Origin of the sequence: Flavobacterium panacagri (assembly GCF_030378165.1) — a bacterium.
GTDB lineage: Bacteria > Bacteroidota > Bacteroidia > Flavobacteriales > Flavobacteriaceae > Flavobacterium > Flavobacterium panacagri.
Genome location: NZ_CP119766.1, coordinates 205,390 through 219,371, shown reverse-complemented (window position 1 = coordinate 219,371; position 13,982 = coordinate 205,390). Strand labels below are relative to the sequence as shown.

Below are 13,982 nucleotides of genomic sequence, written 5' to 3'. Positions count from 1 at the left end.
TTTTTGCGGTTTCTGAATCTTGTCAGTTTATTGTAAGTTTAAAACGTCTTTCATGCTGAAAATTCCTTGTTTTCCTGCAAGCCATTCGGCAGCTACAACGGCTCCAAGGGCAAAACCTTCACGGTTATGTGCGGTATGTTTTATTTCTATGCTGTCAATAGCAGAATCATAATTGACAGTGTGAGTTCCTGGAACTTCTCCGATTCTTTTTGCTTCAATACGTATTTCGTTATCTTTTGCTTCATCTAAAGTCCAGTTTGTATAACCGCTATTTTCAATAACGCCTTGAGCTAATGAAATTGCAGTACCGCTTGGTGCGTCTAATTTGTGAATGTGGTGGATTTCTTCCATTGAAACTTTATAAGAATCAAATTGTTTCATGATTTTAGCTAAATATTCATTCAATCCGAAGAAAATATTTACTCCTAAACTAAAGTTTGAACTAGAGATAAAACCGCCTTTTTTCTCGTTGCAAAGCGCGATCATTTCGTCATAATGTTCTAACCATCCAGTTGTTCCAGAAACTACAGGGACATTGGCATTAAAAGCGGCAGATATATTGCTTACGGCTGCTGATGGAACGCTGAAATCTATGGCAACATCGGCTTTTGAAAGTCCGTCATAGGTGTTAAATTCATCCTTTTTTAAAACTATTTCATGACCTCTTTCTAAAGCAATTCGTTCAATTACTTTACCCATTTTTCCGTATCCTAAAAGCGCAATTTTCATTATGATTATATTTTTTTGATTTGTTAAATAGAAATGAATCTATTAAAACTTGTAATTAAAAGTTAGTCCAACGTTTGGTTTAAATGTTACATCGGCTGGATAAATTTCTGGACGCATTGACAATCTTTCGTTTACGTTAAACTGAATCAGGGCTGCGTCAACATTGGCATCTATTATGTTGAGAACATAAAAACCGACAACAAATAAAGCGGATAAATCTCTGTTTCTTTGGTAAAATTTCTGACCAGCAATTAACCGGCTATCGTCTAGAAATTTATAATTATCGTCATTATAGCCTTCTAGTCTTCGCTTGTAGGCATTACGATAATCACGGTATTTATTGTTGTTGTCTATGTAGAAATATAAACTGGTTCCGATTGCTCCGTAAACTAATGGGATTTTCCAGTATTTTTTATTGTATGCTTGGCCTAATCCAGGTAGGATAGCAGAATAAAAGGCTGCTTTTGCTGGTGTTAGCGGATCTATTTCTTGTAATGCAGTAGTGTCTTTTACGACCAAAACCGTGTCTTTTTTTACCTGGGCAAAAAGAGAAACGGTTCCTGTTAGAAAGAACAATAGACCGATGGGGACAATTTTATTCACTATCCGTTTATTAATTTTATAATTCTGTTAAAGTCAGCTTCAGAATTAAATGGAATTGTAATTTTTCCTTTTCCGTTACCAGCGACTTTTATATCAACTTTTGAACCAAAGTAATCGTTGAAAGTGTTTTTTTGAGTTTCTCTTACTTGGAATGCAGAATCAGCTTTTGGTTTTCCTTCTGCTTTTGGCGGAACACCTTCATGGTAGTTTTTTACCAAAGCTTCTGTTTCACGAACCGAAAGGTTTTGGCTCACAATCTTTTGGTAGATATCGGTTTGAGCTTCTAAGTCATCAATATTAATAATGGCACGACCGTGTCCCATGCTGATAAAACCGTCACGGATTCCAGTTTGAATAATCGGATCTAGTTTTAAAAGACGTAAGTAATTCGCGATTGTTGAACGTTTTTTTCCAACTCTTTCACTCATTTGTTCTTGAGTTAATTGAATTTCGTCAATCAAACGCTGGTATGAAAGTGCAATCTCAATTGGGTCTAAGTCATGACGCTGAATGTTTTCAACTAAGGCCATAACCAAAGATTCGTTGTCATTTGCAATTCTAATATAAGCAGGAACAGTTGTTAGACCTACTAATTTAGAAGCACGAAGACGACGTTCTCCAGAGATTAATTGATATTTATTAAAATCTAATTTACGAACAGTAATAGGTTGAATTACACCAAGTTCTTTAATAGAAGTGGCTAATTCGCGTAAAGATTCTTCATTAAAATTGCTTCTAGGCTGAAATGGATTTATTTCAATCGCGTCTATCTCAAGTTCAATGATATTTCCAACAACCTTGTCAGCATTTTTGTCTTCTACTGATTGAATGTCGTTTTCTGGATCTTTTAATAGTGCTGATAATCCTCTTCCTAAGGCTTGTTTTTTAATTACTTTTGTCATAAAAACTATTTGCTGTTTTTCTTTATAATCTCTTGAGCTAAATGAATATAGTTTACAGCACCTTTACTGGTTGCATCATAATTAATGATACTTTCACCAAAACTTGGAGCTTCACTTAATTTTACATTTCGCTGAATTACAGTGTCAAAAACCATATCGTTAAAGTGTTTTTGAACTTCTTCAACAACCTGATTAGATAAACGTAATCTTGAATCGTACATTGTTAATAATAAACCTTCAATGTCAAGATCAGGATTATGTATTTTTTGAATACTCTTAATAGTGTTCAATAATTTCCCTAGTCCTTCAAGTGCAAAATATTCGCACTGAATAGGAATAACTACTGAATCAGAAGCTGTTAAGGCATTCAGGGTTAACAAACCTAGAGATGGTGCACAGTCGATAATGATGTAATCATATTCTTGTTTTGCCTCTTCTAATGCTTTTTTAAGCATGTACTCACGGTTTTCTTTGTCAACCAATTCAATTTCGATAGCAACAAGGTCAATGTGAGCAGGGATCACATCTACGTTTGGAGCTGTACATTTTAAAATGGCTTCTTTTGGTGTTACAGTATGCTCAAGAATTTGATAAGTTCCAGTTTCAACTGTTTCTACATCAATTCCAAGACCAGATGTAGCATTGGCTTGAGGATCAGCATCAATTAATAATACTTTTTTTTCTAGAACACCTAATGCGGCTGCAAGATTTACTGATGTAGTAGTCTTTCCAACGCCTCCTTTTTGATTAGCAATAGCAATGATTTTGCCCATTTATTTTCTGAATTTTGAACCGTAAAAATACAATTATTTATGGTTTTTGAAAATCTATTTTGTTAACATTTAAGAAAGTTTGGTTATCCGTTGTGTGGTGGGTGTTTACGGATATTTATTTTGTTTTCATTAGAAATTATTAACGATGATCCTTTCCAATTCCTTATGGTTTTTTGCCAGTTTTTGTCAGTTTGCAAAATTTGAACTGTTTTTTAATTGATTTTTGTTTTCAAATTTTTATTCCGATTTTTTATTAATTTGATGTGTAATCAAAGAGGATTACTTTTAGAAGAATTCATTTTAATCTAGCGATATCAATTTTGCAGTAAGTGTTTTTTTTTTTGAAGATGATTATTGGAAATGAAAATGTTTACTTGAGATGAAGGTAATATGTTAAAAGCGGCTGTTTCTGTCGTTAAGGTATGAAAAGGTAGCTTTTGTATAGTTTTTGATAAGAAAATAGGAACTAAAAACGGACTTTTAGATTAACGATTATTGGTATTTTGGCTTTTTAGAAAAACTTATTACTATTAAACCAAAAAAGAATATTTATGATTAAAAAGTTAGCCTTGGCATTTGTTGGATTTACCTTTATGTTCATTCTTTGCAGTTTTGAGATGATTGATTTATCTGAGAAAAAAAATCAACAGGAAAATATAGAGTACAAAATTGTTTATGATAAAAAGAAACACAATATAATATTGTCATGGCCGGCATTTGGTTCTTCGGGAAATTATATCATTACAAGAGGAGGAAGTCGTCTGGCATCTGAATTTATACAGGTTGGTACTACTTCTAAGCTCTCATTTACTGATGTTAAACCTAATAAAAATAAATATGAGAACTATTATAAAGTTACTCGTAACGGTATGACAGTACTAATTTCGTTAGAAAATCAGATTTTTGGTAGTAATATGTATTTCTATGACAGGAAATATGAAAAAGCAGAAACTGCTAGAAACGACATTAATGCACAATTTGAAACTATTGGATTAGGTGGTGCAAATGGCGAATGGACAACAAAACGTCAAGCTTACTATTTTAAACCAAATGTTAATGGGCAGACTTATGATTCAGGAGGATCCGGTTCTGCATCGTCTGCCGAGTCGAATTCAATAGAATTAGGGTTTTATTCTCATATTGGAGGTTTGGGCAAAGTTCCCTCGGCTGTTAAATTAGGTTCTATTTTTACCAGACCTCATCTTTCAGGAGGGGCAAATGCGACTTGCACTTTTTGGCGTTCTATGGAAAATTTAACCGTAATGCGTGATTTTGCCTGGACAGTTTCTCAGTCAACTAGTGCCAGAAGAATGTTGCTTGAAAGTACTTCAAAGTATATTTCGGATATTGGGAATACTAATTTTTGGGGAAGCGGCGGTTTTATTGCTGATACACATTATACCTCATCAAGACCAAATTGGGGAGGACAGCAGCAATGGTACACTAGAAATGCTGTTTTTCCTTCGGGTTCAGAGGTGATGGGCGGTTCGTATAATATGGTTTGGCAAGGTTGTGTTAATCCGCCGCAAGCTGATGATGTGAATTCTCCAATTTCAACAACGCCAATTATTAGAGAGAAACCTTTTCTTTTTTTAGATGATGATGGTGAATACAAAATCTTTGTTCCGGCGTGGCAAAAAGAGCGAGTAGGAGTTTCTTGGTTATTAACTGATATGGGAGAAGGCAAAATGCAAGATTTGCTCACAAGATGGTATGTTGCCAAAGAAGGTGATACTGAGGCAGAAATTAATGCAGCATTAAAAGCAGGCAAAAATATATTTTTTACTCCGGGACATTATGCATTGAATGCTCCTATTCAGGTGAATAGAAAAGATGCTATTTTGCTTGGAGCCGGTATTGCATCAGTAACATTGGAGCCAACCGAGAAAAATATTTGGGGTTGTATCTACGCTGATGATAAAGACGGGATTATTATTGCTGGGCTTCTTATGGATTCGTTGAATAGTACAACATATCAGGTTAGGATTGGCAATGAAGAGACAAAAGCAGATCATTCAACAGATCCTATATTACTTTCAGATATTACTTGCAGAGTTGGAGGGGTTCAGTCTAAGAATATTCAGATACAGGTTTCGATGCAGATCAATAGTAACAATGTCGTTGGCGATCACTTTTGGTTATGGCGTGCCGATCATGGTTCGCAAAAAGGCGGAGACTTACGCTGGACAAGAGATAGATGTAAAAATGGACTCATAGTTACCGGAAATGATGTTACGCTTTATGGATTATTTACAGAACATTATCAGGAATATGAAGTTTTATGGTTGGGAGAACGTGGAAGAACTTTTTTCTTCCAGAACGAACCGCCTTATGATGCTCCAAATCAGGCAAGCTGGAGTAGTCAGGATGGGAGAGTTGAGGGTTATGCTGCATTTAAAGTTGCTAATAAAGTAAAAGAACATCATAGTATTGGCATGGGGTCTTATGCAGTTTTTACAGGAACTGATGGAAAAGTAAATAAGAAAAATGGTTTTGAAGTACCTAACAGTCCAAATGTAAAGTTGGAAAAAATGTGCATTACCCGTTTTGCAGGGCCAGGGAATATTCAAAATGTAATAAATAGTACAGGTGGAAGTACGGCAACTGGTGCAAAACGTGTAACGTCATATCATAATGGAGAAGGTGTTCAGCCTTATGATGAAGAATTTACTTTGCCAAATAATGAATCTTATCCTGCTTACATTAAAATGGATAAATAGATTGAGATATAGTTTTTAAATATAGCCTTTGGTTTTAACCACGGGAAACGTATTGTGGTATTATGATGCGTTCCCGTGGTTGAAACCACGGGCTATGTTTAGATTCAGTTGTTTATTTGATTATGTAATTTTGAATTAATTCAATAAAATAATTGGGATGTAATAACCGGTTAGTTGATTTTGAGTTTATTGCAAAAAAAAAGTCTTTTCAAAAAAATGAAAAGACTTTTGTCGGGGAGGCAGGATTCGAACCTGCGGCCTTCCCGCTTTAAGGCGGGACACGATAAACGTTCTATGCTATAATTGATATTTAAAATCGATGTCTTGCAGATATCTTTTTGCACCTCGTTTCTTTATTTTAGATTCTAAAGTCACTGCTTCAGATCTTGAATCTAGTTGAATTGTATAAATGATTTTCCATGGAATACCATTTTTTGTAGATAATGATTGTCCACTATTGTGTCTTCTCAGTCTATCTTCGATATCATTTGTTTGACCGATGTAAAACTTTTCTTTTGTAGTACTGTAAAGAATATAAACGAAAAACATAGAAGTTGGGATTAAAGCAAAAAAGCCGAACATTTCTGTTCGGCTTTTGTCGGGGTGGCAGGATTCGAACCTGCGGCCTCCTGCTCCCAAAGCAGGCGCGATAACCGGGCTACGCTACACCCCGTAGCATTTGCTTATTGAACGTTACTGTGGTCTTCCCGCCTAGAGCGGGACACGATAACCGGGCTACGCTACACCCGAAGATGTATTTGTAATACTGCCCGAAAGCGGATGCAAAGATAGAAATAAATTTCATTTACAAAAGGAAAAAATGAAAATAAATAAAACTTATTTTGACATAGTTATTTCGGATTTATTTTAACCCTAATTTTTTATAATAAAGTTTACATTTGCAACTCAAAAAAACTATAGATACTATGTCAAATACAATCGAAAAAATTAAATGCCTTATTATAGGTTCTGGTCCTGCGGGCTATACAGCGGCGATTTATGCAGCCAGAGCAAATATGAATCCAGTATTATACCAAGGAATGCAACCAGGTGGTCAATTGACTACGACAAATGAAGTTGAAAACTTTCCAGGTTATGTTGATGGAGTTACAGGACCAGAAATGATGATTCAGCTACAAGAACAGGCAAAACGTTTTGGTGCTGATATTCGTGATGGATGGGCTACAAAAGTTGATTTTTCTGGAGATATTCATAAAGTTTGGATTAATGATTCTATCGAATTGCACTGTGAAACTGTAATTATTTCTACAGGTGCTTCGGCTAAATATTTAGGATTGCCATCAGAACAGCATTATTTAAATATGGGTGGGGGAGTTTCTGCTTGTGCGGTTTGTGACGGTTTCTTCTACAGAAATCAAGATGTGGTAATTGTTGGAGCAGGAGATTCGGCATGTGAAGAAGCACATTACTTATCTAAACTTTGCAAAAAAGTAACCATGTTAGTGAGAAGCGAAAAATTTAGAGCTTCTAAAATTATGGAAGAGCGTGTTCGTAAAACAGAAAACATCGAAATTTTAATGAATCACGATACAGTTGAAGTTTTAGGCGATAATAATGTAGTTCACGCTATTAAAGCTTTGAACAAAACAACTGGCGAAACAATCGAAATTCCAGCAACTGGTTTCTTCGTAGCAATTGGTCACAAACCAAATACTGATATCTTTAAAGATTATATCACTCTTGATGAGACTGGATATATCGTAAATACTCCAGGTACATCTAAAACGAATGTTGAAGGTGTTTTTGTAGCTGGTGATGCTGCAGATCATGTATATCGTCAAGCAATTACTGCTGCAGGAACTGGATGTATGGCTGCATTGGATGCTGAAAGATATTTAGCTTCTAAAGAATAAACAGTTATAGTGTTCAGTTTTCAGTTAGATAGTATTCAGTCTGAAAACTATAAAAGAAAAAGCTCCGATCATCAAATGATCGGAGCTTTTTCTTTTTAGTCTATTTGTGCTGCAAACGGAACTGAATACTTAAAACTGAACACTGAACACTGAATATTACGACTATTTTATCTTCTTAAACAACTTAGCTTCTTCAGAAAAACGTGTTAGTGTAATGGCAGGACTTCCTAAAAGAGAGATCTCTGCTTTATCTCCAACTGCTAGTGAAAGTGTTGTTTCTGCGAAAATACTTCCTACGGCATAATTTTCAGCTGTAACGTTGGCATCTTTCAAAGTAAATTTTGTTCCTGTAAAAACTGAATTATTATCTAATCGAATAGTTGCTTTTTCTGCGATACCTTCGATTGCTGCATTTGCTTTTTGGTACAAATCACATTTGAATTTTATAGCAGAAACCAATGTTTTAACTGAAGCATTTTTGCTCAATTGCAAACTTCCATCTTCGGCTTTTAAATTTAGTTCTGTTTTAGATTTGTCATCTGCAATTAAGCTGAATTTTTTCGAGTTAACATTCAAATATAATTTAGAATAATCAAGACAATTCATTGTGATATCATCCAATTGTAATTCCTGAATGGCATAAACGATTGCTTCATTTTTGGTGATAACCTTATTTAATGACTTAGTATAGGTAACCTTAACAGATAGTTTTTTGAAAATTGTAGATTCTTTATTGGTATATAAACGAAGTGTTTTTTCCCTTAAATCCATTCCAATGATATCATGTAAATTATCATCGGCTTCAATTTTAATTTCGTTTTTTTCTCCTTGTTCTAAATATACCTCAAGATTATCGTCAACTTCAATGGCATCAAAACTGCCAACTTCTTTTATCGAAGTAGTTACAACTTTAGAGCCTTTAACTTTTTCTCTTTTTTGTGCAAAAGTGAATGTTGTAACAAATAATAATAGGAGCAGCGCTGTACTTTTTTTCATTAATTCTAGATTTGATTTTGACAAATATAAAAAAATCATCCACTTTTGATGAATGATTTCGTTTATATTTAACAGTTACTCCTTGATTAGCTTTTGCTGACATTTCCTCCGGAACTTTCAGATTTTTCAATAGTTTTTGGGGAACCTCCGTAATTAATGTTTCCACCGCTTGAAGCTTCTGCTTTTAAACTTACGATAGGACGTATAGAAATTGTTCCGCCGCTTGAAGCTTCAGCATGAATATCGTTTGCCATTAATTTACCAGCGTCAATACTTCCTCCGCTTGAAACAGAAGTGCTAAGGCTTAATGCTTTTCCTTCAATAGCTACAGAACCTCCGCTGCTAGAATCTACGGATATTTTGTCAGATTCAATGTTAGCTTGTATCGATGCCGCACTTGAAGTTTCTAAAATAATGTTTTCTCCTTCAATAACATTTTTACTTTGAACAGATGAAGCAGTTGAAGCCTCGATCTTATCAACAATTGGCATTTTTACTGTTACTTTTTTTGATGCTATATTACGGAAAGAGTTGTATTTGCATTCAATAATAAGTGTTCCGTTTTCTACTTTAGTAACAATTTCTTTCTGCAGATTATCATCGGCTTCAACAATGATTTCTTTAGATTCAGATTGTTCGATGACTACATCAATAGCGTTGCTTACTTTTATGTTAGTAAAATCACCTTGAACAGTTCTTTTTTCAGTTGTAACATTACCGCTTCCTTCAATTGCATTCATGTTAAAATTACACGAAGCAAATAATAATGCTGTTATAGTTGCGATAACAAATTTTGTAATATGAATGATTATTTTGATCATGGCTTAGTTGATTTTGATTATAACTCCGTTTTTATCTGTGGTTAGTTTTCCTTTAGTTTTTTTCCCGTTTATAACTTCTTTTCCGTTAATTTTTACCGAAACTTCATTTATAGTATCATTGTCAATAGTTTCTATTTCTTCTGAATCATAGTCATGATCGTTATGTTCTGCTGGACAATTCAAGCATTTAACTTTAGATCCTTCTACTTTATAATTGTAATTTCCATCATAATTTAAATTAAAGAAATCATCCTCATAATTGAAGTAGTCTCTAACAGAACTATCTGGTTTAAAAAATTGTCCTTCTGGAAGATACAAGTAAATGTCAACTTCTTGTCCTCTGAATTTGTTTTTTACATCTGTCAGAAAAAAGTTATCCAAAATTAAATGATTTCCGTTAACTTGAAATTTATAATTGATTTTTTCTGCTCTTTTTTTAGCGTTGGTGAAAGAATTTCCTCTTGCACTTTTTTCTACCTGAATAAATGGAGCTTTTTGATCTGTGTGTAAAACATGTAAGCGTACATCATTTGAGTAAATCAATTCATTGTTTGCCGAGTCTTGTACAAACTCAAAATCTCTGTAATGATTCAAGCTTTTAGTATAATAGTCACTGTACTTAAATTTTACAAATAGTGTGTCCAGTGGTCTAATAGCAATTTCTTTTTTCTCTACAACTTTGTTCTCGTGTGAAATTTCAGTAGCTTGTTTAATTACGATACTCGCAACAATAGCAATTGAAATAATCCAAACGGCTAAAAGTGTATATTTTGTAATATTTCCAATTGATTTTAAGTTTGGAGATAACAATTTAAATCCTAAAAGTGTTAAGAAAAAGAATGGTATTCCAACTGCAAATAACATTAATAAACCAAATGACCAGATTGGATATTCTGTAAAGTTTCCAGCTTCAATAAAATTCTGCCAAGGAAAATCAACAAAAACGTTAGTTCCTAAAGTAAACACTCCAATTAACAACATGATTAAAGTTGCGATTCCGCTTATGATTAGAATTACACCTAAAAATTTTGCAAAAATTTTAAAAACCGTCATGATAAAGTCTCCAAATGAACTACTTATTCTCTCAGCTCCCGACTTTACCTGGTTTCCCATTTTGTCATAATCCGCATTTTTGAATTTTTCAGAAAGGGTATCAATTTCTTCACGAACTTTTTTTTCGATGTTTGAAATCGTTACCGGCTCACCTGTCATTTCTAATTTTTCTGAAGTTGTAACTGCTTCAGGAGTTACAATCCAAAGAACAAAATAAGCTAAAATTCCAGTTCCAAAACCTGCAAATACGAAGATTAAGAAAATGATTTTAATCCAAACTGCGTCAATTCCAAAATAATGTCCTAACCCTGTTGCCACACCTCCAATCATACCTTTTTCTTTATCACGGTATAATTTTTTGTGTTTTCTTGGGCCGTAATTATTATAAGTTTGATTTGGGTTTTCTTCGTCTTCAATTCTGTAGTCTTCAGGTTGTCCCATTACTGCAATCACTTCATCAACGTCTTTCAGTCCTACAACATGCTTTTCGCTTTTTTGTTTTTCTGTCAGTAATTCAGAAACACGCATTTCGATGTCTTTAATAATTTCATCCTGACCAGATGAGTTGTTAAGTGATCGTTTTATAGCATCAAAGTAGCGTGTTAATTTTAAGTATGCATCTTCATCGATATGAAAAAACATCCCGCCTAAGTTAATATTTACTGTTTTGTTCATGACTTATTGATTTTGATTGGTGATTAAGTTTACAGCGTCAGACAATTCTGTCCAAGTTCCGCTAAGTTCGTTTAAAAAAGTTTGTCCTATCTCGGTTAATCCATAATACTTTCGCGGTGGCCCTGAGGTCGATTCTTCCCAGCGATAATTAAGTAAACCGTCATTTTTTAATCTAGTTAACAACGGATAAACAGTTCCTTCTACAACTAGTAATTTTGCGTTTTTTAAAGTGTCTAATATTTCTGATGTATAGGCATCTTTTTCTTTTAGAACAGATAAGATGCAAAACTCAAGAACACCTTTGCGCATCTGTGCTTTTGTGTTTTCAATGTTCATAATTTCATTTTGTTTTTTTTTGATTGAACAATTCGTTTTTTGATTGATGATGATTGATTGATGATTGATTTCGAATATAACTTTTAACCTTTTTTAGAATTACTTAATAAAAGGAATTGTAATAGGATATTTATATAATTCTCCGTTTGAAGCTTTTATCGAAGCATAGATCACTAAAAAGAATTCAACAAATTTTAATAATCCAAAAAGTACTACAGCTGTAATTCCGATACTTAACATTCCGATATGCGACTGAAAGTCAAAGTTTCTAATCACAAAATCTCGGTCATTAAAAATAACTTCCATTGGAATATTCTGTAAAAAGACTGTTACAAAAATCGGTATTGCGATAAGTGCTAAAATCAAAGTATAAAGCAATAAGCTTAACTGAAAGTTCAAAGCCTGTTTTCCATGGTGGTCTGCAAATTCAGATCTATCTCTGTAGTTTGTCCAAATGATTAACGGAAAAATATAGTTCCCAAACGGAATTATATATTGGCTTAATGTACTCAAATGAGTAAATGCTGCTGTATTCTTTTCTGATGTTTTTTCCATGATGAGTGGTGTTGTTGTTTCCATGATTAAAAGTATATAGTAATTTCTTATGCAAATATATGTCTAAAAAACAGTATCTTGTTTTACATAGTACTAATTATTAACAAAAATTTAACAATTTTAGAAGTAGGAATATGAGTTTAAATTGTTGAAAATCATTCGGAAGTGTTGAATTTATTGAGGTCTTTCTGATAGTTGAATAATTTATTGTGCGTGCATAGTTTTTTTGTATTTTTACATAAAAAATAAATCACATGGCACTTTCTGTATCAAAACTTAATAAATTCGTTCTGTTTAAACTTCCTTCTGCCTATTTCTGTGGCGTACGTGTTAAGGATATAAACGATTCAAGTTGTACCGTAACAGTCAAACACAGATGGATTAATCAGAATCCTTTTAATTCGATGTATTTTGCAGTTCAGGCTATGGCAGCAGAATTGACAACAGGTGCTCTGGTTATTTCTCAAATTCAGCAAAGCGGAAAGAAAATATCCATGTTAGTAGCCAATAACAAAGGAAACTTCACTAAAAAAGCAACAGGAAGAATAACTTTCGTATGCAATGATGGACATTTAATTGCCGATGCTATCAAAAAAACAATCGAAACCGGAGAAGGGCAGACGTTCTGGATGAAATCTATCGGAACTAACGAAGAAGGCATTCAGGTTTCGGAAATGGATTTTGAGTGGAGTATTCGACTGAAATAAGTTTTTGTTTGCCACGAATTTCACGAACTAGCACAAATTTTAAATGCGAAGTTATTAGTGTAAATTAGTGAAATTCGTGGCAGAAAAACATAAAAAAGGCTTCGAACAATTCGAAGCCTTTTACTTTATAATTTACCGTTACTTTTTAACGCAACAAGATTTTTTGTCTTTTTTGTCTGCTGTCTTTTTACAACAAGATTCTTTTTTTGCTTTATCTTTTGAAGCTGGTTTTGTGTCCTGAGCACTTACGCTAATTGTAAATAAAGCAACGGTAACGATTGTAATTACTTTTGTCATTTTGTTTTAATTGTTTTTTGTTAGAAGAATTATAATTGAGTGAATCAAATATAAAATGATTTAATGCTTGTAAGAATAGTTCTGTTGTTAATGTTTTGGTAAAAGTAGATTTTAGTTCTTTTTTACAATGCTATTAAATTTGAATTGAAGTTTTGTAGCAAACTCATTTTTAGTTAAAAAAATCATCATCAATTTTAATGTTTAACGATTTCATGACTATGCCGTTATAATTTTCTTTAAGTAAATTACTTATTGCGTTTTGTGATTTATAGACAATTTTATAATTATCATTTTCAATTTCAATGCTTTTGATAGATTTGCTGATTTCGCTAATATTTTCATTGTTCCATCTTCCTCTTCCAAAATAAATATGTCCTATTTTTTCTTCTGGATTATGAGGAATTAAATTAAAAACAATTGAATCTCCTTTTTTCATCTCATCCAATTGATCGTTTTTAAATTGCGGATTTATAATGAGTTTTACTTTGACATTGCTTTCGCCTTTGTTGGTAAAAAGAATACCTTGTGAAGGATCACAACTTGTTAAGATGAAAGCAGTGAGAAATAACAATAAGAAATTTACTTTTTTCATTTTTGGAAATTACGTTTTAGTTTCGGATTTACAATTTCAGTTATTTTTCCCGTTCCAATTATGCGTGCACCTTCACGAAAATCAAACTCTAAACCTTCATATAGTTTGCCTTCAAAATATTCTACAGATAAAATGCTTATCGTTGCAGAAACAGATTCTCCTGGAAGCACAAATTCTGTACCAATGAAAAGTTGCATTCCAGAAGTTAGATATTCATCGAATGAAAATTTTATATGTGGTCTGTATCCTGAACTCGCAAAAGTTTTTCGACCGCCTTCTTCGGTCGTTTTATATTGTAATGATGCAATAAAATGAGGTTCGCCAAACATAGTAATCGAATAAAATTTCT

16 protein-coding genes and 1 tRNA gene are annotated in these 13,982 nt (G+C 33.3%); 3 read left to right on the top strand and 14 right to left on the bottom strand.

From position 1 onward, the window contains the following. Nucleotides 1-27: 27 nt before the first annotated feature. From dapB to P2W65_RS01045, 4 genes are read right to left on the bottom strand one after another with little or no spacing between them, the layout of a single operon-like run. Complete coding sequence (gene dapB, locus P2W65_RS01060; protein ID WP_289662873.1) at nucleotides 28-729, bottom strand: 4-hydroxy-tetrahydrodipicolinate reductase; 702 nt, start codon at nucleotides 727-729, stop codon at nucleotides 28-30. Nucleotides 730-771: 42 nt separating this feature from the next. Continuing rightward, on the bottom strand, nucleotides 772-1,332 hold the full coding sequence (locus P2W65_RS01055) for a DUF5683 domain-containing protein (protein WP_179007998.1): 561 nt from the start codon (nucleotides 1,330-1,332) through the stop codon (nucleotides 772-774). Next, nucleotides 1,332-2,234 (bottom strand): ParB/RepB/Spo0J family partition protein, encoded by a 903-nt coding sequence (locus tag P2W65_RS01050; RefSeq protein WP_179008000.1) that lies wholly within the window; start codon nucleotides 2,232-2,234, stop codon nucleotides 1,332-1,334. Before P2W65_RS01050 ends, P2W65_RS01055 begins: the two co-directional genes overlap by 1 nt. 5 nt (nucleotides 2,235-2,239) lie before the next feature. Continuing rightward, a complete protein-coding gene (locus P2W65_RS01045; RefSeq protein ID WP_091496335.1) occupies nucleotides 2,240-3,007 on the bottom strand; it encodes a ParA family protein in 768 nt (255 codons plus the stop codon). Between the two features lie 551 nt (nucleotides 3,008-3,558). On the opposite strand from P2W65_RS01045, the gene P2W65_RS01040 reads away from it, so the two are divergent. Then, a complete protein-coding gene (locus P2W65_RS01040; protein WP_289662872.1) occupies nucleotides 3,559-5,727 on the top strand; it encodes a pectate lyase-like domain-containing protein in 2,169 nt (722 codons plus the stop codon). Nucleotides 5,728-6,024: 297 nt separating this feature from the next. Here P2W65_RS01040 and P2W65_RS01035 read toward each other — a convergent pair whose 3' ends face one another. Both P2W65_RS01035 and P2W65_RS01030 read right to left on the bottom strand, forming a co-directional pair. Continuing rightward, entirely contained in the window at nucleotides 6,025-6,309 is a 285-nt protein-coding gene (locus P2W65_RS01035) for a GIY-YIG nuclease family protein (protein WP_179008004.1), read from the bottom strand. A 16-nt stretch (nucleotides 6,310-6,325) separates the two neighbouring features. Continuing rightward, nucleotides 6,326-6,400, bottom strand: a tRNA-Pro gene (locus P2W65_RS01030). A gap of 253 nt (nucleotides 6,401-6,653) precedes the next feature. Here P2W65_RS01030 and trxB point away from each other — a divergent pair. After that, nucleotides 6,654-7,601, top strand: coding sequence for a thioredoxin-disulfide reductase (gene trxB / locus P2W65_RS01025; RefSeq protein ID WP_289662870.1), 948 nt, complete (start codon nucleotides 6,654-6,656; stop codon nucleotides 7,599-7,601). A gap of 162 nt (nucleotides 7,602-7,763) precedes the next feature. On the opposite strand, the gene P2W65_RS01020 is transcribed toward trxB, so the two are convergent. The 5 genes from P2W65_RS01020 to P2W65_RS01000 form a co-directional block, all read right to left on the bottom strand. Continuing rightward, complete coding sequence (locus P2W65_RS01020; protein ID WP_289662869.1) at nucleotides 7,764-8,597, bottom strand: GIN domain-containing protein; 834 nt, start codon at nucleotides 8,595-8,597, stop codon at nucleotides 7,764-7,766. 86 nt (nucleotides 8,598-8,683) lie between these two features. Next, the gene (locus tag P2W65_RS01015) at nucleotides 8,684-9,418 is read right to left on the bottom strand and encodes a head GIN domain-containing protein (protein ID WP_289662868.1); all 735 of its coding nucleotides are present in this window, start codon (nucleotides 9,416-9,418) and stop codon (nucleotides 8,684-8,686) included. A 3-nt stretch (nucleotides 9,419-9,421) separates the two neighbouring features. Continuing rightward, entirely contained in the window at nucleotides 9,422-11,146 is a 1,725-nt protein-coding gene (locus P2W65_RS01010) for a PspC domain-containing protein (protein ID WP_289662867.1), read from the bottom strand. Nucleotides 11,147-11,149: 3 nt separating this feature from the next. Continuing rightward, on the bottom strand, nucleotides 11,150-11,482 hold the full coding sequence (locus P2W65_RS01005) for a PadR family transcriptional regulator (RefSeq protein WP_008464689.1): 333 nt from the start codon (nucleotides 11,480-11,482) through the stop codon (nucleotides 11,150-11,152). Between the two features lie 99 nt (nucleotides 11,483-11,581). Then, complete coding sequence (locus P2W65_RS01000) at nucleotides 11,582-12,061, bottom strand: DUF4870 domain-containing protein (RefSeq protein WP_289662864.1); 480 nt, start codon at nucleotides 12,059-12,061, stop codon at nucleotides 11,582-11,584. Nucleotides 12,062-12,291: 230 nt separating this feature from the next. On the opposite strand from P2W65_RS01000, the gene P2W65_RS00995 reads away from it, so the two are divergent. Further along, complete coding sequence (locus tag P2W65_RS00995; RefSeq protein ID WP_091497161.1) at nucleotides 12,292-12,744, top strand: DUF4442 domain-containing protein; 453 nt, start codon at nucleotides 12,292-12,294, stop codon at nucleotides 12,742-12,744. Between the two features lie 138 nt (nucleotides 12,745-12,882). On the opposite strand, the gene P2W65_RS00990 is transcribed toward P2W65_RS00995, so the two are convergent. The 3 genes from P2W65_RS00990 to P2W65_RS00980 all read right to left on the bottom strand — a co-directional run bounded on the left by P2W65_RS00990 (nucleotide 12,883) and on the right by P2W65_RS00980 (nucleotide 13,962). Further along, nucleotides 12,883-13,041 carry a hypothetical protein gene (locus P2W65_RS00990; protein WP_167365473.1) on the bottom strand — a complete coding sequence of 53 codons (159 nt, stop codon included), beginning with the start codon at nucleotides 13,039-13,041 and terminating at the stop codon, nucleotides 12,883-12,885. A 169-nt stretch (nucleotides 13,042-13,210) separates the two neighbouring features. Next, entirely contained in the window at nucleotides 13,211-13,633 is a 423-nt protein-coding gene (locus tag P2W65_RS00985) for a hypothetical protein (protein WP_289662863.1), read from the bottom strand. Then, nucleotides 13,630-13,962 carry an EF-Tu C-terminal domain-related protein gene (locus P2W65_RS00980; protein WP_289662862.1) on the bottom strand — a complete coding sequence of 111 codons (333 nt, stop codon included), beginning with the start codon at nucleotides 13,960-13,962 and terminating at the stop codon, nucleotides 13,630-13,632. Before P2W65_RS00980 ends, P2W65_RS00985 begins: the two co-directional genes overlap by 4 nt. Nucleotides 13,963-13,982 lie beyond the last annotated feature (20 nt).